At 54.8% G+C, this 25717-nt stretch carries 19 protein-coding genes; 11 read left to right on the top strand and 8 right to left on the bottom strand.

Annotated elements, in window-relative coordinates; genetic code table 11:
* Window positions 1-362 precede the first annotated feature (362 nt).
* On the top strand, window positions 363-3605 hold the full coding sequence (gene ileS, locus I6J23_RS09850) for an isoleucine--tRNA ligase (RefSeq protein WP_204583067.1): 3243 nt from the start codon (window positions 363-365) through the stop codon (window positions 3603-3605).
* Between the two features lie 73 nt (window positions 3606-3678).
* Window positions 3679-5238, top strand: coding sequence for a DNA polymerase IV (locus I6J23_RS09845; protein WP_204581907.1), 1560 nt, complete (start codon window positions 3679-3681; stop codon window positions 5236-5238).
* A 131-nt stretch (window positions 5239-5369) separates the two neighbouring features.
* On the opposite strand, the gene I6J23_RS09840 is transcribed toward I6J23_RS09845, so the two are convergent.
* On the bottom strand, window positions 5370-6371 hold the full coding sequence (locus tag I6J23_RS09840) for an asparaginase (protein ID WP_239454913.1): 1002 nt from the start codon (window positions 6369-6371) through the stop codon (window positions 5370-5372).
* 10 nt (window positions 6372-6381) lie between these two features.
* A complete protein-coding gene (locus I6J23_RS09835) occupies window positions 6382-7359 on the bottom strand; it encodes a hypothetical protein (protein WP_204581906.1) in 978 nt (325 codons plus the stop codon).
* 40 nt (window positions 7360-7399) lie between these two features.
* Between I6J23_RS09835 and lspA the strand changes: the two genes are divergently transcribed.
* Both lspA and I6J23_RS09825 read left to right on the top strand, forming a co-directional pair.
* Window positions 7400-7876, top strand: coding sequence for a signal peptidase II (lspA, locus tag I6J23_RS09830; protein WP_204581905.1), 477 nt, complete (start codon window positions 7400-7402; stop codon window positions 7874-7876).
* A gap of 19 nt (window positions 7877-7895) precedes the next feature.
* Window positions 7896-8837 carry an RluA family pseudouridine synthase gene (locus I6J23_RS09825; protein ID WP_204581904.1) on the top strand — a complete coding sequence of 314 codons (942 nt, stop codon included), beginning with the start codon at window positions 7896-7898 and terminating at the stop codon, window positions 8835-8837.
* Window positions 8838-8846: 9 nt separating this feature from the next.
* Here the strand turns inward: I6J23_RS09825 and I6J23_RS09820 are convergent, their stop codons facing one another.
* Window positions 8847-9047 (bottom strand): hypothetical protein, encoded by a 201-nt coding sequence (locus I6J23_RS09820; protein WP_204581903.1) that lies wholly within the window; start codon window positions 9045-9047, stop codon window positions 8847-8849.
* Between I6J23_RS09820 and I6J23_RS09815 the strand changes: the two genes are divergently transcribed.
* Window positions 9046-9906 (top strand): hypothetical protein, encoded by an 861-nt coding sequence (locus tag I6J23_RS09815; protein ID WP_204581902.1) that lies wholly within the window; start codon window positions 9046-9048, stop codon window positions 9904-9906. The genes I6J23_RS09820 and I6J23_RS09815 overlap by 2 nt on opposite strands.
* A 161-nt stretch (window positions 9907-10067) precedes the next feature.
* Complete coding sequence (rarD, locus tag I6J23_RS09810) at window positions 10068-10946, top strand: EamA family transporter RarD (protein WP_204583065.1); 879 nt, start codon at window positions 10068-10070, stop codon at window positions 10944-10946.
* 26 nt (window positions 10947-10972) lie between these two features.
* On the opposite strand, the gene I6J23_RS09805 is transcribed toward rarD, so the two are convergent.
* Window positions 10973-12478: an alanine racemase gene (locus tag I6J23_RS09805; RefSeq protein ID WP_239454912.1), complete on the bottom strand. Its 1506-nt coding sequence runs from the start codon at window positions 12476-12478 to the stop codon at window positions 10973-10975.
* 301 nt (window positions 12479-12779) lie between these two features.
* Between I6J23_RS09805 and dnaE the strand changes: the two genes are divergently transcribed.
* Window positions 12780-16358 (top strand): DNA polymerase III subunit alpha, encoded by a 3579-nt coding sequence (gene dnaE, locus I6J23_RS09800; protein WP_204581901.1) that lies wholly within the window; start codon window positions 12780-12782, stop codon window positions 16356-16358.
* A 109-nt stretch (window positions 16359-16467) separates the two neighbouring features.
* Here dnaE and treZ read toward each other — a convergent pair whose 3' ends face one another.
* Window positions 16468-18651, bottom strand: a complete 2184-nt coding sequence (gene treZ / locus I6J23_RS09795) for a malto-oligosyltrehalose trehalohydrolase (protein ID WP_239454911.1) — start codon at window positions 18649-18651, stop codon at window positions 16468-16470.
* Between the two features lie 77 nt (window positions 18652-18728).
* On the opposite strand from treZ, the gene I6J23_RS09790 reads away from it, so the two are divergent.
* From I6J23_RS09790 to I6J23_RS09775, 4 genes are read left to right on the top strand one after another with little or no spacing between them, the layout of a single operon-like run.
* Window positions 18729-19490 (top strand): IMPACT family protein, encoded by a 762-nt coding sequence (locus tag I6J23_RS09790; protein WP_204581900.1) that lies wholly within the window; start codon window positions 18729-18731, stop codon window positions 19488-19490.
* A 6-nt stretch (window positions 19491-19496) separates the two neighbouring features.
* Entirely contained in the window at window positions 19497-20582 is a 1086-nt protein-coding gene (locus I6J23_RS09785) for an ABC transporter substrate-binding protein (protein WP_204581899.1), read from the top strand.
* 25 nt (window positions 20583-20607) lie between these two features.
* The gene (locus tag I6J23_RS09780; RefSeq protein WP_204581898.1) at window positions 20608-20844 is read left to right on the top strand and encodes a hypothetical protein; all 237 of its coding nucleotides are present in this window, start codon (window positions 20608-20610) and stop codon (window positions 20842-20844) included.
* A gap of 9 nt (window positions 20845-20853) precedes the next feature.
* Complete coding sequence (locus I6J23_RS09775) at window positions 20854-21255, top strand: RNA-binding S4 domain-containing protein (protein WP_204581897.1); 402 nt, start codon at window positions 20854-20856, stop codon at window positions 21253-21255.
* 42 nt (window positions 21256-21297) lie between these two features.
* On the opposite strand, the gene I6J23_RS09770 is transcribed toward I6J23_RS09775, so the two are convergent.
* The 3 genes from I6J23_RS09770 to treY form a co-directional block, all read right to left on the bottom strand.
* Window positions 21298-21447, bottom strand: a complete 150-nt coding sequence (locus I6J23_RS09770) for a hypothetical protein (protein ID WP_156441630.1) — start codon at window positions 21445-21447, stop codon at window positions 21298-21300.
* A 157-nt stretch (window positions 21448-21604) separates the two neighbouring features.
* Window positions 21605-22675, bottom strand: coding sequence for a GTP pyrophosphokinase (locus I6J23_RS09765; RefSeq protein ID WP_204581896.1), 1071 nt, complete (start codon window positions 22673-22675; stop codon window positions 21605-21607).
* A gap of 77 nt (window positions 22676-22752) precedes the next feature.
* The gene (gene treY, locus I6J23_RS09760) at window positions 22753-25275 is read right to left on the bottom strand and encodes a malto-oligosyltrehalose synthase (protein WP_204581895.1); all 2523 of its coding nucleotides are present in this window, start codon (window positions 25273-25275) and stop codon (window positions 22753-22755) included.
* Window positions 25276-25717: the final 442 nt, after the last annotated feature.

Raw genomic sequence — 25717 nt, 5'->3', positions numbered from 1 at the left:
TCGTTCGCTGTGATCCGGCTATCTCCGGGGAGTGACTCGGAAGAACAGGTGCCCAAACCGCACTGTGGCGACGATATCCGTCGTCATAGCAGTGCAGATGTGGTCCCTTAGTAGAACCGAGCGGTTCGGCACCGTTAATGTCGCCAATGAGTGGGATACAGTCCTTGCTTCGTTTTTATGGTGATCGAAACAGTGTAAGGACATATCCAATCAGGGTGGTACCGCGTGTGAGCGTCCCTGGCTGAGCAAAGCTGAGCTCGATGAAGCGCGGTTCTTCTTCCGAAGGTACCCGTAACATCAGCTCCGCCACGTCATTCGTTGTTATGACAGCCTAGATAAGAGGAGCCAGGGTGACCGATAACATGTCGACGTCGGAGACGAAGTCTGATTCTCCCAGGAACCCGGAAGATGCGACTCCTGCGGGTGGCGCATACCCGCGTGTCGATCTTGCAGGTGGATCTACACGGTTTGCTGATATGGAACCAAAGGTGCTCGATTTTTGGAAGAAAGATCGCACCTTCGAAGAATCAATTAGCCAGCGTGATGGTGCCCCGGAGTATGTTTTCTACGATGGTCCCCCGTTCGCGAATGGTTTGCCGCACTATGGACATTTGCTCACCGGGTACGTCAAGGACATCATTCCCCGGTATCAGACAATGCGTGGCAAGAAAGTTGCTCGCATCTTTGGGTGGGACTGCCACGGTCTCCCGGCCGAGCTTGAGGCAGAAAAGCAGCTAGGGATCAAGGACAAAGGTCAAATCGAGTCGATGGGGCTCGAAGCCTTTAATGACTATTGTGCCAAGTCTGTTCTTCGGTACACCGAGGAGTGGAAAGCATATGTCACCCGCCAGGCCCGTTGGGTTGATTTCGAGCATGGCTATAAGACCATGAACCTCGACTTCATGGAGTCTGTGATGTGGGCTTTCAAGACCCTCTATGATAAGGGGCTCATTTATCAGGGCTTCCGCGTCCTCCCGTATTCGTGGGCAGAGCACACGCCGCTATCGAATCAGGAAACCCGCCTCGACGATTCGTATAAGTTGCGGCAAGACCCCACGGTTACAGTGACATTCCCGATCACCGGGGTGAAAGAGGGAACTAATGCCGACGCCAGTCTGGTAGGCGCGTTGGCCCTTGCTTGGACGACGACGCCGTGGACGCTGCCGTCGAACTTAGCTCTGGCTGTTAATCCGAACGTGACCTATGTCGAGGTTGAGGTGGGCAGTACCGGGCTTGACGAGTTTAAAGGTCAACGCGTTCTGCTAGCCGAAGAACTAGTTGGTGCATACAAGAAAGAACTGGGCAAGGACTATACGGTCCTGTCAACCCACCCGGGGCGCGACCTCGTCGGCCTGACTTATGAGCCGATCTTCGATTACTTCAAGAATAATCCGAATTCGTTCCAGATCCTTCCGGCTGATTACGTCACGACGGAAGATGGTACGGGTATCGTCCACCAGGCACCGGCTTTTGGTGAAGACGATATGAACACAACGAATGAGTTTGATATCCCGCTGGTTATTCCCGTGGATGCTGACGGAAAGTTTACGTCTGAGGTTCCGGATTATGAAGGCCAGTTGGTCTTTGATGCAAATAAGCAAATTATTAAGGACTTAAAGAAGGCCAAGCGTGTGGTGCGCCATCAGACGATCGAGCACTCATATCCGCACTCATGGCGGTCGGGCCAGCCGTTGATCTACATGGCGTTGCCGTCGTGGTTTGTGTCGGTGACGAAGTTCCGCGATCGGATGGTCGAGCTCAACCATGAGCACGTTGAGTGGCTTCCGGAGCATATTCGCGACGGGCAGTTCGGTAAGTGGCTCGAAGGCGCCCGGGATTGGAACATCTCACGAAATCGGTACTGGGGTTCGCCCATTCCCGTGTGGGTTTCGGATAACCCGGAATATCCCCGTGTTGACGTTTACGGTTCACTTGATGAACTAGAGAAGGATTTCGGAACGCGTCCGGAATCGCTTCATCGTCCCTACATTGACGACCTGACTCGCCCCAATCCGGATGATCCGACAGGTGCGTCGACAATGCGACGCGTGCCAGAAGTCCTCGATTGCTGGTTTGAATCGGGATCGATGCCCTTTGCGCAGGTACATTACCCCTTTGAGAACCAGGAATGGTTTGAGAAGCATGCCCCCGCGGATTTCGTAGTTGAATACTCCGGCCAGACGCGCGGATGGTTCTATACCATGCATGTTTTGGCAACAGCGCTGTTCGATCGACCCGCGTTCAAACGTGTCGTCGCCCACGGAATCGTGTTGGGCAATGACGGCTTGAAGATGTCCAAATCGAAGGGCAATTATCCCAATGTCAATGAAGTGTTCGACCGCGATGGGTCGGATGCGATGCGCTGGTTCTTAATGTCGTCACCGATTCTTCGCGGTGGAAACTTGATTGTCACCGAGGAAGGCATCCGTGAGGGTGTGCGCCAGGCGATGCTGCCGATGTGGAACGCGTATTCATTCCTTGCTTTGTATGCCTCGAAACCGGCGGAATGGTCGACGTCGTCGTCGAATGTCTTGGACCGCTATATCCTCGCTAAATTGCACGACACTATCGACGAGGTTACCCACGCTTTGGACGATACTGATGTTGCGCGCGCGACGGATGAGGTGCGCTGGTTCTGTGATGCCCTGACGAACTGGTACGTGCGTCGTTCGCGTGATCGTTTCTGGGCGGGGGATACCGTCAGGCCTGAAGCCTTTAATACTCTGTATACGGTGCTTGAAACGTTGACGCGTGTGACTGCGCCACTGTTGCCGATGCTTTCGGAGGTGTTGTGGCGTGCCCTGACCGGTGGACGCTCGGTGCACTTGGCTGATTGGCCTTCGTCCGATGTAATCCCATCAGATGCTGACTTAGTTCAGGCGATGGATGGTGTGCGCTCCGCGTGTTCAGCGGCATCGTCGTTGCGGAAGGCTCATCACTTGCGTAACCGGTTGCCTTTGCTGTCGGTGACTGTGGCTATGCCTCATTCGTCGTCCTTGGAGCCATTCGCTGACATCATCCGCGATGAGGTGAACGTCAAGGACGTCATTTTGACTGACGATGTTAATTCCGTGGGTCGGTTTGAAGCTGTCGTCAACGCTCGCGTCGCCGGCCCCCGTCTGGGCAAGAATGTTCAGAAGGCAATCAAGGCAGTGAAGGCGGGTAATTACACCGTCGACGGGGACGTTCTTCACGCTGATGGAATTGAGCTCAAGCCTGAGGAGTTCACGCGTCGTCTCGTTGCGGTGAATCCTGACACGACTGCTGAAATCGCGGGAACTGAGGGGCTGGTTGTTATCGACACGACTATGACACCGGAGCTCGAAGTCGAAGGCTGGGCGGCCGACCGAATTCGCGGGATTCAGGATGCGCGGAAACAGGCAGGGCTGAACGTCTCGGATCGCATCGCGCTGACGATGTACGTCCCGGAAGACAAGGTCGATATGGTGAAGTCGCAGAAGGACACCATTGCCTCTGAAGTTTTGGCGACCTCGGTCGATATCCAGGCAGCATCGGATGCTCCCTCTGAGGCCACAGATCTGTCTGATGGCTGCTTTGCCTCGGTGGCGATTGCTCTTCACCGTGACGACTCCGCCGAGTCATAACAGCGACGAGTCAACAGAGCGCTTTCGCACCAGGCAAGCCGTTCTAGTCTGAAAGGGTGACATCTGTAGAGATATGGTGAACACCACACATGACGATGCCAGCCAGCATCGGTGGGTTCTCCATATCGACATGGATGCTTTCTTTGCCTCGTGTGAGCAATTGACTCGGCCGACTCTCCGCGGCCGCCCGGTATTAGTGGGCGGAGTGTCGTCTGGTCGTGGGGTCGTCGCCGGGGCGTCCTATGAGGCCCGGGCATTCGGTGTGCATTCCGCGATGCCCATGATGCGTGCCCGCCGCTTAGTCGGATATACCGGAATCACTGTGAGGCCGCGTTTTGATGTGTATAAAACCGCGTCTCGACGAGTAATGGAGATTATTCGCGAAGAAGCCGGGTTGATTGAGCAGCTTAGTGTTGATGAAGCCTTCATGGAGCCGGACGAGCTCGCTGGCGCCGCTCCCGATGAGGTCCGTCAATGGGCGGGGCATTTAAGGAAGCGCATTAGGGAGGAAACCGGTCTGCCGTCGTCGGTGGGAGCAGGAGCTGGGAAACAGTTCGCCAAGATAGGGTCTGGGTTGGCCAAACCCGATGGAACCTTTGTCATTCCCGTCCAGGACCAGCACACAATTCTCGATCCGCTGCCGGTACGAAAATTGTGGGGAATCGGACCGGTAGCTGAAGCCAAATTGGCCGACATTGGGGTGAGGACAATTGAGCAATTTGCCGATATGTCCAGAGCTGATGTGGAAATGACATTGGGGAAAACAAATGGGCCAGCCTTGTGGTTGCTTGCTCAGGGGCATGATCCGCGCCCTGTTGCACCGCGAGCGGAAGCGAAACAAGTGTCGTCGGAATCGACGTTCAGCGACGACGTGACCACCCTGGACAAAGTGGACGACGGCATACGCGCGGCCTTGACAAAGGCTCACCGTCGTCTCATGAATGATGGTCGTGGGGCTCGCACGGTGACGGTTAAGCTCAAGCGTGCTGATTTCGAGCAGCACACACGGTCAGAAACACTTCCTTTTTCGACGACAGATTGGGACGTGCTGTATCGCGTGGCCAGTCGACTCGCTGCCGATCCCGCTGTTTTTGGTGCTGTTCGCCTGGTGGGAGTATCTCTCTCAGGGCTCGAATCTGCTCGCCAGGAAGCATTGTTTCCTGATCTCGATCCATCACAAGGGGCGGACTATAGAGCCTTATCAGAGGCTGATGGTGATTTTGAAGCAGGAGTGGTGTCAGTGGCCAATACATCCTCATCTGTGTCACCTGTCGCCGATAGTGAGGGACTAGCGAACACCTCGACGGATGAGGGCGCGGAGAAATCTGATTTCGATGGTGCTCCAACGGATGCGCCCAAGATTGCTTCGACGCCGACGGCTGCGCCCCACACGGAAACAATTGTGTGGCCTGCGACGATCGATGTTTATCATCCTGACTATGGTCATGGGTGGGTACAAGGTTCGGGACACGGCGTAGTTAGCGTTCGATTCGAAACGCGGACGACGGGCAAAGGGCCAGTACGAAGCTTTCCCGTCGATACGCCGGAGCTTACTCGTGCAGATCCCGTCGATAGTCTTGAGTGGGACGAATGGCTAGGGCACGGCCTAGGGCTAGGTGATGACACTAAGTAGCAGTGGTCAGCAGCGAGGAGAGAGCCTCAGTCTGTTTGTCAGGATGAGCCAGTGGGGTAGGCAGAGCCTGCTTACGCCCCTGAGCATGTGGCCACACTGCAGAGGTCGGTGATGACTAATGTCAGAGGAAATCACACATCAAACAACGTTTGCGGATGAACCTTTGCGTCAATGGCTGCAGCAAGGATAATTCGTGCTTGAGCAGCATGGACGCACCCAGCGCCGATGACCCCCTGCCGGGAGAGAGTCAATCCCCCTCCGTCTCCGCCGTATAAGGGATTGACGTTCCCTCGTGGGACACGGCTCGCCATCACGACCGGAATTCCTTGTTTTAGGGCGGACGTGATCGCAGTCGCTAAAGCGTCGCCGACATTTCCCGCGCCCATACCTTCGATAACGAGGCCCTCGGCGCCGTTGCTGATAGCTGCGTTCAGTAGGGTTGCGTCGGCTCCAGGGTATGCCGGAATGATATCGATGCGATGCCCTCCGAATGTGACATTGGGCAGCGGGCGCGGCCGCGGTGGTTCATCAGGTGCGTTGGTCGCAAAAGCAAGCGGGTCAGACGTATGCCATTTCACTGCTCCACGTGCGGGAATGACCGCATGCCCGAAGACGATGAGCACTCCAATGTCACGAGCGGAATTATCTGTTGCGATCACAATTGATTCGAATAAGTTTCCGGGGCCGTCGGCCTCAGGATGGTCGGCGGGCCGTTGTGCGCCAGTGAAAATGACCGGACGGGAATCATTGTGGACGATGTCTGCCGCGATAGCTGATTCCTCCATCGAGTCGGTTCCGTGCGTGACGACGACACCGGTGACCTCAGTGTCACTGAGTGCCTCCGTAATAGCCGAGTTAATGGTGTCGTAATCGTCGAAGGTGATTGAGGAGCTGTCGAGCTGGGCTATATCGCGTGCTTCGACGATGACATTGCCCTCGAAGCGTTCAACCACTGGGTCGATGAGTTGTTGCGTCGACAATGTTGGCACCAATGCCCCAGAGGAATCATACGTGCAGGAAATTGTCCCCCCGGTGCCGAGTACAACGATGCGCGGGGGTGTAGCAGAGGGCTGACCAGACGTGTCGTCTTGTGGCGCAGTGGCATGAGCGGGTGTGTTAGCTGAAACTGGCATGATGTGTAACCTACTTCCACGTCATCGCGCGCTGATTCTTTTGAATAATCGACGTCTCTTGCGCGGTTGAGTTTTTCTCGGACGCTGGCGAGGCGTCATCGGAATGCCCGCTGGTGTTGCCGGCATAGGTCGTGATTGTTGTTGTGTCGATGGAGCCTTTGACCGGGATCGGCTTCGTCAGATCAACGGTGACTTTGCCAACGTGGGTGTTGGTCGACGAGTCTTTAACATCCAGTGAGCCTTTCGCATCGGAGGGGACGTCAGGCGCTTCCGATAAAGAGAGGGAAGTGGTGCTAGGGCGTTGTTGAACGCTTGCGTCGAGTTCGACGGTATTACCGTCGTGCTTCTCTAGCGTGTAGGTAATCGTCTTCACTGCAGGTGAAGGGTCGTTTACTTTAATGCGGACGTCCCATTGAGCTCCGATTCCCACGGGATCGGTGGGGAACACGACGGGGGTGGAGAGATATTGAGTAAGCGCACGTTCGATGGAGGCACGCGCGGTTTCCGTCGCCTTCTCGGGGGCGGTGAAAGTTGCTTCAGATTTAATGCCGGTTGGGGAATTATTCGTTTTTAGCGTGAAACCTTGGGCGGTCGCAATATCGGAATTGAGGGTGTTGTTAGACCCGGTCGGTTTTCCAATGGTGATGGTGTCACGTTTCGCGGTATAGGGCAGTGTCATCGTTGTGGATGTCACGTCCGGCTCCGTGTCAGTGTTCGTTTGCTGCCCAAACCCTTGTGTCACGTCCATCGTTCCGTGCTGGTCAGAGTCGCTGAGGTCATAAGTGAGCTTCGACTGCGGTTGTTGCCCCGGGTTTGTCACAGTGACGACGGTTGCCTCCAGGTTCACGGTGGCGGAATTCTCTTTTTTCGCATCGTTACTATCTGAGCCACATGCTGTTGTGAAGAGGAGGAGTATGGCACTTCCAGCGGCAGCGATTCGGCGGAGCATGACATTCACGTCGTCAACCTTACCGACGACCCTGGCCATGGCGTAGCGGCATGGGGTGATAGGGCGACACTCCGTTACTATGGTCTGCGTGAATCGATGGATTGTCCTGGGCATCGTGGCGGCGGTGGCGATTGTTGATCAACTGGTGAAATCGCTCCTAGTGGCGGTTCTTACACCCGGACACGCGTATACGGTCGTTCCCGGTTTTCGTTTGTACCTCATTCGTAATTCGGGGGCAGCCTTTAGCATGGGCAGCAGTGCAACGATCTTTTTTACCGTGATTCAGGCTCTCGCTGTCATCGCCGTGCTGGTGTGGGCTCCGCGTATGAAGGTGAGGCAGGAAACACTAGCCTTCGGTCTGATTGGTGGCGGTGCGCTGGGTAATCTTCTGGATCGCCTTTTTCGGAGTCCCGGTTTTGGCGTAGGGCATGTGGTGGACTTCATTTCGGTGGGGCGTTTCGCAATTTTCAATGTGGCGGATTCGGCGATCACCATTGGTGTGGTGCTTTATATTGTTGGGGTTCTCTTCGGTGGTAGACAGAGAGAAGCGCGATAATAGGTAGGTGAGTGAAATAATGCGTGATTCTCGGCGCATGCCTGTTCCCGTGGGGCTCGATGGTCTTCGCGTCGATTCGGGCTTGTCAAAGTTGCTCGGCCTATCTCGCACGGTTGTTGCTGATCTCGCATCCTCGGGAGACATTCTTATCGACGGTGTTCCGGCTTCGAAGTCTGACCGGTTGACGACGGATTCGTGGTTGGATGTCACCCTGCCGGAGGCGCGATCGATCGCAGATGAACCTGCTCGCGAGGTAGAGGGCATGGACATTCTCTACAGCGATAGCGACGTTATCGTCGTTGATAAGCCAGTGGGGGTGGCTGCTCATCCGACTATGGGATGGGATGGCCCCACTGTGACGTCAGGGCTGCGTGCCGCCGGATTTCGCGTGTCGACATCGGGACCCCCGGAGCGGCAGGGGATTGTCCAGCGCCTCGACGTGGGTACGTCCGGGGTGATGATTGTTGCAGCGTCGGAGCGAGCGTATTCGTTGCTCAAACAGGCCTTTCGAGACCGCACTGTGGATAAGACATACCATGCTCTTGTCCAGGGACATCCGGACCCGACGGTGGGCACGATTGATGCTCCTATCGCTCGGCATCCAGGGGCAGGTTGGAAATTTGCGGTCCGTTCGGATGGCAAACGAGCGGTGACGCATTATTCGACCATGGAAGCTTTTCGGGAGGCGACGTTGGTGTCGGTTCATCTCGAAACAGGGCGAACGCATCAGATCCGCGTCCACTTTTCTGCGTTACATCATCCGTGTTGCGGTGATCCGATGTACGGATCTGATCCTAAGTTAACTGAGCATTTGAATCTGTCACGGCAGTGGCTCCATGCGGTTTCTTTGGGCTTTACCCATCCCGATGGCCATTACATGGTGGTGGAATCCCCATATCCTGCGGATTTAAACCATGCTTTAACCACGCTTCGGCGTGATAACGGGATGCTTGATGGATAGTCATAACCGTCACCGCCGTGGGCCCACCTCTCGACGTTCTGGGCCTACGTCATGGGTTCCAGGTGCAGGGCGTTCGTCGTCGCGTTTCTCCGCTAGGGCCAAGGAGTCGTCGTCATCGAGCGATTCTCCTTCCACGCCGTCTTCATCCACGCCGTCTTCATCCACCGGTTCTTCGTCGGCGATGACGTCCTCGTCGTCTTCGTCGGCCATGACGTCCGCGTCGAAAAGCCGTATTAACTGGGGAGCTCAGCGCCCTAATCTCGTCTCTGCCAGCTCGGTATCCGGGCCCTCAGTCCGGAGCCAGAATCGGGCGTCGGCGTCGGAGCCTGGAAAGGCTGCTGGGGCGCACAACATGGGGTGGAACGTTGCTGCAGTAGTGGCAGTCGGTCTGTTGGTGACCGTTTTTATCATTATGATGGTCCGTCCGGATACCACCTCATCGACCATGGCTGTAAATGGCGACACTTTAGGCCCTGAGGATGAAACGATGGCGCAGTACCAAAAACGCTCCGATGCGACGCTGCAGTCTGAGACCGCTGAGAGCGCTAACGCGAATAATGGTTCGGATAGTGCGGGAAACCAAAAGCCATCCAGTCGGGGAACTAACGATGACAAACACTGGGCGCTAGTGACCTTTAATCCACCGACAACACCTGCCAAAGCTGCGGAGGCCTTGCAGGGTAGTAGTGTCAGAGTGGGATCAGTGTTGGTAGGGCCTGGAGTAGTTTCCGGAATTCCTGATCCGACTGCCGGGTATCCGCTGGAGAGACTGTTTGCTGATCAGGTGCAGTGGGCCAATGAGCTTGAAGACACATCAAAAAACGACCAGATCCCGGGTGTCATTGTGTATGGGACACTAGATCAGTTCCGGACTATCCGCAAGAAGACGTTTGCTGTGGAGGCACTGCCTTCTGATGCCGTGTGGGGACGGATCGGAGTAAGAAATCCTGCTAGTGCGGGCGTTGACGATTCCACGGATACATCCCAAGATTCGGCGACGCCTCAGGACGATGTGAACCCCATTACTCTTTCTGCACCCACCAGTCCTGAACCAACCAGTGGCCGTTAGTTCGCCTCATTCCGTTGTCGCGCCCCATACTTCTTAAGCCGGGGATAATGGTGGCTCTCAGTGCCCAAACCTGGAAGATAACCCGTCCCTCAACGATGACGTGATCAAGGCTTGCGCCGATCGTCTGGGAAGAGTGTTACGTGTCCGCTACCATCATTCACGTGTTATGGGCCTGGGCATGTTACGTGTTGTGGGGATTATTCCCCGCGTTCTTTCCTCTTTTGAAACCGGCGTCGCCTGTGGAAATTTTGGCGCACCGATTTGTATGGACCCTTGTTTTCATGCTGGCCATTGTGCTGTTCAGCGGACAGTTCAAGAAACTACTAAGTATTCCTTGGCGAGTGTGGGTGACGGTGTTCGCTGCCGCCGTGCTCATTGCAGTGAATTGGGGAACCTATATTGTGGCGGTCAATTCGGATCATGTCGCAGACGCCGCGCTGGGTTATTTCATTAATCCGTTAGTCAGTGTTCTCCTTGGGGTCTTTTTCTTGGCGGAACGGCTCCGCCCACTGCAGTGGCTATCAGTTGGAATTGCCGTGGTAGCAGTAGCCGTTCTTACAGTGGATTTGGGACACCTGCCGGTTATCTCGTTGGCGCTCGCTTTCAGCTTTGGCTTTTATGGCTTACTCAAAAAGCGAGTTCCTCTAACACCCATGATCTCTTTGACGTGTGAAACGCTATGTATCGCTCCAGTCGCGATCGGCTATTTGCTCATTCTGGGGCAGCGACACGAAGGAACATTCACCTCAGAGGGAGCCGGCCACACCTTATTGCTGATGACAGCCGGCATCGTGACAGCTGTGCCCTTACTGCTCTTTGGGTACGCGGCTCAGCGGATTTCACTGACATCCTTGGGAATGCTTCAGTATCTCACTCCCGTTTTGCAGATGCTATGGGCCGTTTTCGTGACACAGGAATCATTTAGCTTCGGACGGTGGCTCGGTTTCATCATTATTTGGATTAGCGTCGGATTCTTCATAACAGACTTGGCCTTGATATCCCGCAGACGCGCGAACCGCGTGCGTGCCGCGTCGTCATAGTCCTGCTGGATGACGAGCCTGTGTACCTAAAAGGCGAAACCTTCACCCCGATAGGTCGTCCATGTATCAACCACTTCTCCGCCGGACACGACCAGAACCGAGTTCGTCCATTCCATCGCCTCTCCAGCCTTGGCGTGTCGAAGCCACACCTTGTCTCCAACGGCTAGGCCATCGCTAGCGGGGCCGATCAAAGCAGTTTGTACTTCTCCCGCGCCTTCTCGTGGAGCGAACTCCAGTTCTGCTGGAAAGTCGATAACAGGAAGTTTGTCGTGGCTAGGGGTTCCCGACGCTACACGGCCTCCGCCAGCCACAACGATGATTCCTTTGCCGGGACGTCGGATAACGGGTAACACGAACCAGCAGGCCGGGTGGGGATGAAAACTGCGAAAATGATCCAGTAAACCAGGGCCAATAAGCCCAGAACCTGCAGCGATTTCCGTCACAGCGCTTTCTGTCCCCGTCGATTCCAGTGATCCTGTGCCACCACCGTTGACGAACTCTAACTGATCAAGGCCCGCCGACATCAGGGCGAAATCGACGCCGTGGACGATCTCTTGTCGTCGGCTCGCGATTTCACCGCGAGATAATGATTGCATAATCCGGCGCATGGTTGGCCTGATACCTGTTCCCGCGTCGCCTTCGTCAGAAATTTGGCTCTCGAAGGCAAGGATTCCGACGACCTTCATGTTTTTTCGTCCCCAGATTTCTTTGACGAATGCTTGCGCGTCGCGGATTCCATGAATGGGTGAGCGGAGGGCTCCAATTCGTAGAGAAAAATCTTTATCACTCGTCTGCGTCGACCACAATTTTGTCGCCTCTCCCGAAGAAAGGCCAGGAATATACATCCCGCGCCCGATCACGAGGGCGGCATCGACATCTAAACAGATGCGGAGTTCGTTGCGGTTTTCCGGATCGGTCACTGCATCGAGAAAATTGAGGTGCTCGGGTGAATCAGCAGTTAATGTGATGGCACGTGCGAGGTGTTCGTCTTGAGCAATCTCGCGCAGGGCATGTTTATTCGTGGAGGGACTACTAACGAGTACGTCATCTGATACTCCGTTTTTTACCAGCCAAATGGCTTCCTGAAGAGAATAGGCCTGCACACCTGAAAAACCTGGTTGAGCGAGGGCTTCCTTGATTGCGTTTTTCATCCTGAGGGATTTACTGCTAACACGTATCGGTGTGTCATTGGCTCGTGTCACCATGTCCCGGGCATTGGCGCGGAAAGCATCCAAATCAAGCACAGTAAGCGGAGCACTGTAGCTCGCAACAGCTTCGCGTACTTTTTGGGGAACACCGTAGTTATGGTGATAGACGCTGGACTGTGGGGCACTGGGGCGTAAACCATCTTTCATCGTCTCGACGATGACTCCGCCGCTTTTCCTTGCGCGCTCCGCGGCATCGTTTGCTGCAGAGGATGCAGAGTTTAACCGACGCTTAGCTGAGGTGAACGCGTTGGACAATCGGGTCGACGCGTGTCCGTCTGAGTGCGACGGTGTCGACGCGGACGATGGTTGTTTCGGGGAGTTCATGACGCCCTGCTTTCGTTCGGGTTGTTTTCACGGGTCAATGTCGTATTTGTTTTGCACTCCCGTCGGGCACTTCCCGCAGATCGTGGGGTGGTAAGACGCCCACGGTGTGGTGAAGGCTTCGAGACGGAAGCTGTGAAGTGATAGCAGTCACATTAATGGTTCTTGGAGTAGAGCGTGCGGTTTTTCTCGAAAAGACGACAAATGCCCGAAGAGAAGACATGTCGACGAGCGTGACGTCGCCACAAAAATGCTCTGACCAGGACACTCGACCACACTAGAAATGCCCCCTATGATCGCGAGCATGGCCAATTCTTCCTTCGTTCACCTGCATAACCACACTGAGTATTCAATGCTCGACGGAATGGCCAAGGTTGATCTCTTGGTGGATGAAGTAAAACGGCAGAACATGCCGGCAGTCGGAATGACCGATCACGGCAACATGTTCGGATCCGATGCTTTCTACCGCGCGATGACGGCGAACGACATTAAGCCCATTATTGGCGTCGAATGCTATATGGCCCCCGACTCCCGCTTCAATAAAAAGCGTGTTCGGTGGGGTGAAGCCCACCAGAAGCGTGACGACGTGTCAGCCTCGGGCGCTTATCTGCACCAAACAATGATCGCGGAGAATGCCACCGGACTGAAAAACCTCTTTTATCTGTCCTCGATGGCGTCCTATGAGGGGCAGCTTGGTAAATGGCCCCGCATGGATGCCGAGCTGATCGCAGAGCATTCCGAGGGAATTATCGCCACGACGGCGTGCCCATCAGGTGAAGTTCAAACCCGCCTTCGGCTTGGGCAGTTTGACGAAGCGCTTAAAGCAGCCGCCAAATGGCAAGACATTTATGGGAAAGACAATTATTTCCTCGAGCTCATGGACCACGGCATTGAGATCGAGCAGAGGGTCCGTAATGAGTTATTAGAAATTGGTCGAAAGCTCAACATCCCTCCGCTGGTGACGAACGATTGCCACTATGTCACCAAGGATCAGGCCCGGTCACACGAAGTGATGCTCTGTGTGCAAACGGGTTCGACGATGAACGAACCCACCTTGGACCAAGGCGGTAACCGCTTTGCTTTCAACGGTGGTGGCTACTACCTGAAATCAGCTCGTGAGATGCGAGATACGTGGGATGACATGGTCCCCGGCGGGTGTGATAACACCTTGCTTATCGCTGAGCGCGTCGGGGATTACAGCGAAATTTGGGAACCCCACACCCACGACCGGATGCCAAAGTATGACGTCCCGGAAGGCTACACGCCGACGTCGTGGCTAACTCACGAAGTTGAACAAGGCCTGAAAAAGCGCTTCGAGGGTCAGCCCGTCCCACAGGAATACACCGACCGAGCCAAGTACGAAATCGGAGTCATCGATTTTAAGGGTTACCCCAGCTACTTCCTCGTCGTGGCCGATCTGATCAAGCACGCGCGCCAGGTCGGTATTCGTGTGGGGCCCGGCCGTGGCTCAGCTGCAGGGTCGCTGGTCGCGTATGCGTTGACCATTACGAATATCGATCCGCTCCAGCACGGATTGTTGTTTGAGCGATTCCTTAATCCTGAGCGTCCGTCGGCACCTGATATTGATATTGACTTCGACGATCGTCGCCGTGGTGAGATGATCCGCTACGCAGCAGATAACTGGGGAGAAGACAAGGTCGCTCAGGTTATTACCTTCGGCACAGTGAAGACGAAGCAGGCGTTGAAAGACTCTGCTCGCGCACATTTCGGGCAACCAGGTTTCCAAATGGCGGAGCGGATTACGAAGGCCCTGCCAGCCCCGATTATGGCGAAGGATATTCCGTTGTCCGGCATCGTCGACCCGGAGCATCCTCGCTACAGTGAGGCCGCTGAGGTTCGCCAGCTCATCGAGACCGATCCCGATGTGAAGAAGATTTTTGACACAGCTCGGGGACTTGAAGGCGTCGTCCGGCAGGCTGGTGTTCACGCCTGTGCTGTGATTATGGCGTCGGTGCCGTTGCTGGACCACATTCCCATGTGGAAGCGTGCCCAGGATGGGGCGATCATCACCGGATGGCCGTACCCGGCGTGTGAAGCCATTGGCCTGTTGAAGATGGACTTCCTGGGGCTGCGAAACCTCACCGTTATTGGCGACTGCATCGAGAACATCAAAGAAAACAGGGGAGAGGACCTCGATCTTGAGGGCCTTTCTGTTGTCGACGAGCCGACGTATGAGTTGCTCTCGCGCGGCGATACTCTCGGTGTGTTCCAGCTGGATAGTGGCGGTATGCGTGAGCTGCTCAAACGGATGGGTCCAACCGAATTCTCGGATATTGTTGCGGCGTTGGCGCTCTACCGCCCAGGGCCGATGGGTGAGGGTGCGCACTGGTCCTATGCTGACCGCAAGAATGGGCGTGAAAAGATAACCCCGATTCACCCGGAATTGGAGGAACCGCTTCGGGACATCCTGGCGGAGACCTACGGCCTGATTGTCTACCAGGAGCAGATCATGAAGATCTCGCAGAAGGTAGCCAATTATTCCGCGGGCCAAGCTGATAGCTTCCGAAAAGCGATGGGTAAGAAGAAGCCCGAGGTTCTGGCGAAAGAGCGTGTCAGTTTCGAGGCCGGGATGAAAGAGAACGGCTATTCGGATGACGCTATTAATACGCTGTGGAAAGTTATTCTTCCGTTCGCTGGTTACGCCTTTAACAAGTCTCACGCTGCCGGTTATGGATTAGTGTCCTTCTGGACGGCGTATTTAAAGGCGAATTACACAGCGGAGTATATGGCGGCTCTTTTGACATCGGTGTCGGATAAAAAAGATAAGTCTGCGATTTATCTTTCAGATTGCCGTCATTTGGGTATTGATGTGTTATCTCCCGACGTTAATTCGTCGAAATATACCTTCCAGTCCGTCGGCAAAGACATTCGCTTTGGTCTCGGTGCTGTCCGCAATGTTGGTGAAGATGTCGTGGAGTCGATTGTCTCTACACGTCGGGAGAAGGGTGCTTTTAAAGACTTCACTGACTATTTGAACAAGATTGACACTATTGCGTGCAACCGACGAGTGACTGAATCTTTGATCAAAGCTGGCGCATTCGATTCCATGGGTCACCCGCGTAAAGGTCTTTATTTGATCCATGAGGATGCGGTCGATTCCGTCATTTCAACCAAGAAAGCGGCGGACAAGGGGCAGTTCGATCTTTTCGCTGGTTTAGGAGGGGAGGCTGAGGAAGAAGATTCAGCATTCTCCATTGAGGTTCCCGATCAAGAATGGGACCGTAAGCATAAATTGGCTCTAGAGCGCGAAATGCTCGGATTGTATGTCTCAGGACACCCGCTTGACGGGTATGAAGAGACGTTAGCTGCGCAGACGGATACGCCATTGACCACCGTGTTGTCGGGTGAGTTGAAAGATAAACAGGATATCGTGATTGGTGGAATTATCTCCGCCGTGGATCGTCGTTTCTCCAAGAAAGATGGTTCACCATGGGCCATTGTCACTATCGAGGACCATAACGGTGCTTCTGTGGATATCCTTGTTTTCAATAAACTATATGCTTTAGTGGCACCGCTCATTGTGGAGGACACGATTATTAAAGCCAAGGCGCATATTAAATATCGTGATGACCGAATGAGTGTCTTTTGTGATGACCTCACCCAAGCGGATTTGAGCCTCAACGGCGGCGGCAAAGGGAGTCCACTGAAATTGAAAATGCGCACTGACCAATGCACCAAGGAGAATATTGCCCGGCTGAAGAAAGTCTTAGTTGAGAATAAGGGCGAATCCGATGTTTATTTGACCCTTGTCGACGGCGCTAACTCCACCATGATGGTCTTAGGTAATCACCTGCGAGTCGATCGTTCGAGTTCTCTGATGGGTGACCTTAAAGCCACGTTGGGGGCTGGTATCGTGGCCTAGCCGTTCCCGTGGGACGGTGACTCCCTAGGTCGATAGTTTGGGTTTCGACATAGGGAGTCTGAATTATTCGCTCGTGGGCTGGCTACTTGTGTTGGCCCATTGTGCTGGTCTATCGCGCAACAATGATCGTTTCCCAAGGGGCTAGCATAACGCGGGTTTCCTCCTCGTTACCAGCGCTTTTATCTTCTGCCGACGGCTTCAGCGTGGTCGCCGTTTGCGTTGCTAATGACGCTTCTTCCCCTTCCGACGCACCAAACCGGAAGATAACATTCCAGTCGTTAATGGCACTGCCGTGGGGTAGCGGAACATCGGCTGGTTCGTCGGCAAGGTTGATGAAGGCAGAGATGCCGTTTTCGTCGGTGACCTGGGCCGATGCTGTCGCGCTATCAGCGACGGGGACAGCTGTATTCGTGATCGGAGAAAACCTATCTACGCGGATCCACCTGCCGCGTCCCGGTGATTCGTCGACAACCGGCGGGGTTGAGAGTGCTCCCGAGGCATTGACATCGGCTCCGTGAGCTGCCGCGGCAGGGTTTCCGCTATCGTCATGCCAGGACACTGAGATGGACGCGAAGTTCCCTGAGCGCAGGAGAGGGAAATCTTCCCTCATTGCGATCAGCTTCCGGTACGCATCATGGATGGCCTGATGAGAACCCTCCGTGAGCTCGTCCCAATCTAACCGCGCGGAGTCGAATGTTGATTGCGCAGACGGGTCAGGCACGGCGTCGTCACTCCATCCCGCGCGTGCGAATTCGCGCTTGCGCCCCTCCTTGGTCAACTCATTAAGTTCATCGGATTCATGCGAAGCAAAGAACGGAAATGGTGTGGAGGCACCCCACTCCTCGCCTTCAAAGAGCATGGGCGTGTAGGGAGAAGTGAAAACAAGCGCTGCTTTCGCGACTTGCTGCTCCGGCGTGAGATTCATGCTCGGCCGGTCGCCGGCGGCGCGGTTGCCAGTCTGATCGTGAGTCGTCGTATATGTGACAAAGGACGACGCGGGTTGTGTCGCATGGTGGATCGGCCGCCCATGCGTCCGGCCACGGAACTGCGAATAGCGGCCATCATGCCAGAAGGCGCGGGTTAATGCCGTAGCAAGAACCTGGGGAGAGCCGAAATCGCCATAGTAGGCGTGGTGTTCACCGGAGACCGCCGAATGAATGGCGTGGTGGACATCATCACACCATTGGCCAGCCAACCCATAGCCGCCGGCTGCGACGGGGCTCACGATCCGCGGATCATTTTGGTCTGATTCCGCGATGAGCGTGCGGGGAATACCGGTACGGGCTGTCACGTCCCGCGCCACGTCGTTCATCTGCTCCAGGATCGGGTGGGCACCCGGGTCGTTGAACGCGTGAACAGCGTCGAGCCGTAGAGCATCGATACGGAACTCGGTGAACCAGCGCCGGATCGCGTCCATGATCAGGCGCCGGACAGTGTCTGAATGATCACCGACGAGGTTGACTACCTCGCCCCACCCGGTTGAACCGCCTGAGGTGTAGGGCGCGAACGCGCCGCCATAATATCCGTCGGGGCCGAAATGGTTATAGACGACGTCAAGGCAGACTGCGAGGCCATGCTGGTGTGCCTTATCAACCAATTTTCGCAGACCGTCGGGCCCACCGTATGACTCTTGGACGGCAAACCAGTTAGTTCCGTCATATCCCCAGTTCCGCGTACCGCCGAACGGAGCGACAGGCATGAGCTCAACCGTTGTTACCCCCAAATCCTTGAGGTAGGGAAGTTTCGCGATAAGTCCGTCGAAAGTTCCTTCAGGAGTAAATGTGCCAACGTGAAGTTCGTAGAGGACGGATCCTTCTAGGGGGCGGCCACGCCATTGGGTGCAGGTGAATTCGTATGTCGGTTCCCAGATCTCACTAAAACCGTGAACGCCGTCCGGTTGCCGTTCGGAACAGGGGTCAGGAAACGGACCGACCCATTCAATAGCATCGCTATCCTTGCCCGACTCTGTGTCGTCGCTGACAGCGGGATCAGTTGTGATAGAGAAGGCATAACGGTCACCGGGATGTGCTGGGATATCGGAGATCCACCATTCCCCGGTGCGATGCAGCGGATGGATCACTGTGTCGGCGTCGCCGGTTATGTCGTCGGACTCTGCAGGAGTCGACGAGGAAAGTGCCGACGAGTTGCGCCAGCCTGGGCTGGAGCTTTCCTGTTGTCCATGAGGACGCCGAACATGGACACGTGCAGCAGTGGCGTCGGGGGACCACAAACGGAAATAGCGTGCTGTGGATGTCATCTTCTTTGTGGATTGGGCGGGCCTGGTGTGTTCCATATATCTAGGGTAGGGGATTTATGCCGGGGAGAGCAGGTTAGTTCTTATCGAGCAGGCCAGCTTTACAATAAACCCTTATGAGCACTCAGCCGTCGTATGTTGTCCCGCAGGATCATCGGGACTACTCCACTGAGCAGGAAATAAAACGGTCCCGTTTTATTTGTCATCTTCGGCGAGCTGACTCAGAGGATGATGCGCGCAAGCATATTGCTAATATTCGTAAGGCATACCCCGATGCCCGCCATCATTGCAGTGCGTTTATTACCGCGGCGTCAGATGAAGCTGATGACATGCCGGACAAGGTGAATGCACCACTGATGCTCGTTGAGCGTTCCTCCGACGACGGCGAACCTGCAGGAACGGCGGGTCAGCCGATGCTCAATGTCCTGCGCGAATCGGGAATCACCAACGTATGCGCAGTCGTCGTCCGATATTTTGGTGGAACCAAGCTGGGGGCGGGCGGTCTGGTGCGCGCCTACTCAGATTCGGTGGCGCAGACAGTATCTGTAGCACCGACATCCCGACGTCATCGTGCTTTACGCATTACCTTTATTGTTTCGATTTCCGACGCAGGCCGCGTGGAATCGGCGCTCCGCAGCGATGACTGGTCAGTAGAACCCACTGTGTACGGGGCGGGTGCGCCTGAGGACGCACATCCACTGGATACAAATTCAACTCAGCGCAACGAGGGTAGCGGGGATAGCGGAAACATCGTGCAGATCAACGTCGTCGTTTCCCCAAGCGATGTCGATGCCGTGGTATCTGCAGTAGCCGCATTAACGCAAGGGGTATTCAATGCCTATGAAACCGGAATAACATGGAGAGAAAGTTCCACCTAAGGTCTCATGCTGCCAGAAAGTGACGGTTCGGCTGTGAACGGGTCCGCATTTCAAAACCAGACAAGTAAAACCGGCGGTCGTGTTGGGCGGCCCGATCCCGAGCCCGGGCGTCCGGGAATAAACCGCCGCTCATTTCTTCGTGTCGCAGGAGCCAGCTTTATTGCGGCAGCGGGTTGGGGGCTCGCTGCATGTTCCTCAGATTCGTCAGATGATTCCGCAGGGCAATCGTCGGGAGCTAACCAGAAAGGATCGAAGGGGAAAGACAGCCGCGTCGCTGCCGTAGGAATGGGTGATGGAGACACTCTTATAGCGTTGGGAATCATCCCCGTGATAACTACCTCGTACGGTGTTCAGCCGAAGGCTCTCAACAGTTGGACGCGCGAGGCTTTACAGTCGCGGAATATTCATGATCTCCCCATCGTCTTGGATAGTACTCAAGAAGCATTCTCAACATCCGTGCTTGAGACGATTGCCCACAAAAATCCGTCTTTAATTATGGCGATCAATACGGCAGTGGATAAACAAGCTCATCAGCGTCTTTCTGCCATCGCGCCGATTGCAACACACTCCGATAAGTACCAGGACTACGAAATTCCTTGGGATGAACAGATTAAAGAAGTATGTAGAGCTGTTGATAAGGAAGGGGAAGCAAGCAAGCTGATCGCAAAAGTAAAGGAGTCTTTCAAGAAATACCGAGACAAGCACCCCGACATCCAGAACAAAAAGGCTGCCATCGTCATGCCATACGATGGCAAAGCCGCTGTCTACGATGATTCGGCGGGTCGGGGACAATTTGTAACGAATATGGGATACACCATCCCTCAATCGGTTCAAGGGGACGGCTCTGGCGGCCACAATTCCGCGTTCTATCATGAAATTGCAGCCGAAAACTATGACATCTTCCAGGGGCTCGACAAACTGTTTGTCATTGATTACGCAGGGAACAGCGAGGCATTTCTGCACGACCCGGTATTCAGCACACTCGATGTAGCCCAAGAAGGCCGCACTCAAGTTCTTCAGGAAGAAGTCGGAACAGCCATGAGTATGCCGAACCCCTTGTCCGTCCCCTGGGCACTATCAAAAATCGAGTGACCTTTTTCTTCGCTAGAGTGTAAGCATGAGCTCTCAGGTTGATCGATACGTCGCAGCCTCACCCGCCCAACGTAAAGCTGATGTGAGAAAGTACTCCGCTCGCGGTGCTACCTTCGCAGGCGTCGGAGTCATCGCGCTGATTACCAGCGCAGTAGCAAGTTCGACATTTTTTATCGTCGTTAGCATTCTTATTGTTGCTGCTGGTGCATGGGATGTCTACAAAGTCATGCGAATTCTCAAACACGAAGATACGTGGACATAAAACCTAGCTATGTCACCGACGAAACAAGGTTCCGCAGCGGACAACACCTCAGCTGTTCGTGCCGATATATGGGTGTGGGCTATCCGCTTATACAAAACCCGCACTGCTGCCACTAGTGCAGTGCGTGCCGGTCACGTTAAAGTCAACGGGAAACAAATCAAACCGGCACAAACAATTGTCCCCGGCGACACCGTCCGGGCCTGGTCACATCACCGGGAATTTATTGTCGAGGTCGTCAAAACTCCCACCAAACGTGTAGGCGCAGCTGTAGCGCGAGAGTGTTATATCGATCATTCCCCACCGCCACCGTCACCGGAGATACTAGCGTCTATGCCGCGCCGAGATCGTGGTGCTGGCCGCCCCACTAAGAAAGAACGTCGGCAGATGGAGAAGCTGCGGGGTCGTCGCTAAAGACCGAATTAGAATAGGTGCGATTGAATATGGGTGCTCGTTTTATTGTTTTCGCTCACTCCAATACTTGAGTCCAACGGCGACGAGCACAAGGAGGATGAAAACAACGAGTGCCCACTTAGGCGGGAAAAACGCTAGGGAAAAGATAGCTGAAATAAGGATCAGGATGGCGTCCTGCGCGCGGAATTTCATCTTTCTGCTCCTTCACTGACGGTGTAATGAGGAAGTAATGGGTGAACTCCGTTGTTCATGAGGTGGGATGGCGATTAATCGTGATAGTCCTTCTGTGATGTGTCGAGTATAGCGGTGACCCGCAGTTCGTCAGGTCATCTAACTATAATGGGTGAGACTACGATTTGCTTGCCGCGCCGAGTCCAGCATCAAGAAGTTTTTTCCATCGGTTGCCCAAGCGGCCCGAGCGGGTCTCACCGTGATCCCCGATATCGACAGTTTTCTTGATATGGTCACGCCCATATCGTGCCAAGAGAACATCATCGACCATGCGGACTTGCCCTGGAGGAAAATCTGGGTGCATGACTGCCCTGACCGCCTCGGCAAGGTCGTCGGACAGGAGCTCACGTAAACTACCGACGTCGGTGATCCCGTGGGCCGCCAACATTGCGTACGCGTAGCGGTAGTATTCGCTTTTTGAGCGGGGGAAAAGCGGACCAAGGATGACGGTGAGTACTCCCGGCAGAATTTCTGGGGAGAGTGGTGCATCATCGGAGCTGTCTGTTGCGCGGGGGTTTTGGTTGGCAATGGACGCAATTTGGTCGAATTGTTGGTCGGCTAATTCGATAAGACCGGCAGCAAGAGTGAATGCCCGATCAATTCGTGGATCGCTTCCTGTATGTGGCCCCTTGTAGCGGACATCATGCTCAAATTCAGCCCACGCGTGTTGAAGGACAGTTCGAATTTGAACTTCCATTACCTGCCCCGAATACTCGGCTAATTCTTGAATCAGAATGTTCGTGGAGTCAGAGGTAATGTTTGGGATCCGACAAATAAGATGGAGGGAACCATAACCGAACCCACCAGCTACACGAGTTTCAGCTGCTTTGTCGATAACACGGTCGATCTGGAAGTGCTGTTCGAGCACGCGTCGGATTTCCGGGATCTCAGTGGAATGGAATGTTGTTACCCGCACACCAATGAAGTCGTAGGCGTCATCGAACCCGTGGGGGAAGAACCATTCACCGGCAGGAGTTTTCTTCTCTACCTTGTCCAAGAGGCTGGGCAGCGCTTTGATTCGGGCCGTGACAGCGTCGAAAGCTATTCCAGAATCACCGAGGAGATCCTCGATTGTCCGAGCGAATTGCTTCGCGGCAAGTGGGTGTGCCGAGGTCCATGTAGCGTATTTCTTTCGTGCCTCGCGCTGCCTCGAGGTTTCCTTGGGAAGCTTGTGCTGGCGGTGGGACAAGATTGAGTAAAGGTTCCTTCCTTATGATCCGTGACGACCGTTGAGTCGTTAAGGACAGTACACCAGTTGGTTAGAACTTAGCGGGGGGATTGATCGGGCAATGATGGCGTGTCACGAACAAGAACCGTGTATGGATGCTGGCGGAAGAGGTCCGCAAGGGCAATGTCGGCACTGTATCGTTCACCCGTAAACCGGTCGGTCCACCGTCCAGCGGGAAGGGATAGCGTCGTGTCTCTCCATCCGCCACAGCGTTCGAGTTCGAGCGGCTTTCGCGTGGCCAGAACAACGACGTCAACGTCGGTATGGCGGCTACCTCGTGCAAAACCTATAGCATGATGAGCTGCCGGGCCCTGTGCAAAAACGGGGACGTAGGAAGCCCCGATAAAGCTATACGGGCGTTCGCGGCGAACCGCTAGTGCCACCGCCGTTACCGCAATCTTGCGAGCCTGGGAATCAGGTAGTAGGGGAATATCGTCGATGCTAGGGCCTTCTGGTGATGACACATGAGCGCCTAGCCCTACAGCATCGCGGATTTCTGCCAATGCGGCCCGTCGTAAGTGGTAGTCGACAAAACGACGATTATCGGGATCGACCAAACTGTCCTCGGGAAACTCGGTGCCTTGATAAATATCAGGTATCCCCGGGGCGAGGAGCTGAAGTAGTTTCCGTGACAAACTAACGATATGCCCAGCTGAAGCTATCTTTTGCACAAAGTTCGTAATGAACCCTGCTGTCTCTTCTGTAAACAGGGAGTCAATCCATCCGTGGATGGACGTTTCGAATTCCTCGTTGATGTCTGTCCACTCGGTGTGCAAGCCGGCTTCCCGTACAGCCTTCGTAGCGTATTCATGAAGTCGATCGATGAGCTGTGAGTCGATTCGGCCCGACGACGGCCACACACCGATAATGTTCTGAATCAAGAACAATGATGTAGCCGGGTCTGGAGCAGGAGCCCGGGTGTCTAATCCGCTCAAGAATTCCCGGTAGGCATCGGGAATCTCGGTGAGTTCGATAATTCGCGCTCGGGTATCTTCACCACGTTTCGTATCGTGGGTTGTCAGCGTCGTCATCGCCCGTGGCCATAGATTTGCTCGCTCGGACTGAAGAAGATGGAATTCAGCCGCTGAAACGCCGAAAAGACCAGGCGAACCCCCTACCTCTTGAAGAGCGATTAGGCGACAGGCACGATAAAAGGCGGTATCCTCAACTCCCTTCGCCATGACCGCACCACAAACTTGGGCAAATCGCGTCCAGGCTTCCCCATAGCTCATGAGACCTGCTGTCATGAGGTCAAGAGCCCCGCTCCGCTCGGGGTTATCGTGAGCCATCTTCCGGATGACCGTGGAGGTTAATCGCGAGAGTGACAAGTAATCGGCACGATAAACCGGCATATGGGCTATGACGTCGGTGACTGTCAATGTCAGTTCCTCATCGGTGACATCTTTGCCGATAGTTGACCAGTTGTCATGTCGGATAGCGCGTGCCAGTCGTCGTACCTCCGCAGCTAACTCATTCGTTGCGACATCGCGTTTAAGAGCGACGATCGCGGACTCATAGCTGTCGGAATCCCAGGTCGATTGAGACCGTTCGTGTGCGATAGCACCTAGACTCTTCTCGGCAGCACGGTTGATAAAGATGCCGTCCAGTTCACGAAGTGCGTCGTAGCCGGTGGTCCCGTCAACATCGAGTCGCGGATCTAAAGGCTCGGAGTTGCCGAGGATCTTTTCGATCAGGAGTAAACGATGGTCACCCACCAAGTTACGGAGACGTGACAAATAGCCGAATGGATCAGCTAGACCGTCAGGGTGGTCGACGCGGACCCCGTCGATAAAGCCAGCCGCGATGAGTTCCCGCAGTACCCGGTGTGTGTGTTCGAATACAACGGGGTCTTCTTGCCGGATCCCCGCAAGGCCGTTCACGGAGAAGAACCGACGGTAGCCAATGATTCCATCGCGCCAATACCGGAGGGCGTAGCGCTGCTTTGAAAGGACGTCGAGGGGGTCGTCGCCCTCTGTACCGGGGCGAACTGGAAAGTAATTGCCGTAGTAGTCAAGGAGGAATCGGCAGGGTTCGCCGCTTCCTTCTACAGATGCGGGCGCGTTGTCCTCGTCGACAGGGACGATAGTGATGGCATTGACGTCATCGGGGCTGCCGAGAACCGGGATGCCTAGCTTCCCATCGGCCCCGTTGCCGGGGGACCAATCGATGTCGAAATAGGAATTGAATCGTGATTCTTCCCCGTAGGTGAGAACGTCCCACCACCATGGATTGTCTTTAGGCACATCGATACCCAAGTGATTGGGAACGATGTCAATGATGATTCCCAATCCTTCCTCATGTGCTGCTTGGGCTAATTCCTCGAATCCTTCACGTCCTCCCAGGGCGGGATTCACTTCGGTGGGATCAATGACGTCGTAATTGTGGTTCGACGACGATGGAGCGGTCAGGATAGGGGAGAGGTAGAGATGAGAGACGCCCAGTTCGTTAAGGTACGGCACGATGGCTTTGGCGTCGGCAAATGTGAAAGACCGCCCGTGCGGATCTGCATCCGGGCCGCGCAATTGCAGCCGGTATGTGGCTGAGAGTGAACGGCGTGGCATGGTCTACCTCTTTCCTCATCATTCCGTGGAGGTGGTTGGTGTCCACGGATTTAGCTTCCTCTGACACCGTAAAAGCTGCTAGGTGGTGTCTTCATGTGGGGCATGTGACACGACAGAGCGTTGTCACGTGCGCGGATTGATGTGTCCAAAGTGGGCTCTGTATGGCTACAGCTAGATCCAGAATCCCACTGTACTTGCTTTTCAGGAAAGACCCAGGGCTCGGGAAAATGATTGTCGATCACCCACAGTTGCCGGAAGACTTCAAACGAACTATCCGGCCAATGGCGGTTTAACCATTGATGGGCACGGAGAAGAGAAAGTGTGTCGTTAATGGGCACGGCGATGAGGTTTCCGTTATTGGTGCATCCGATCACCATGGGACGAGACCATTGTTCGTAGAGATAGTCTCGGAGGACTTTTATGAGGATAGGGTGGCTAAGCC

This window comes from Corynebacterium kroppenstedtii (assembly GCF_016894245.1).
Taxonomy (GTDB): domain Bacteria; phylum Actinomycetota; class Actinomycetes; order Mycobacteriales; family Mycobacteriaceae; genus Corynebacterium.
This window is presented reverse-complemented; position numbering and strand designations above follow the sequence as displayed.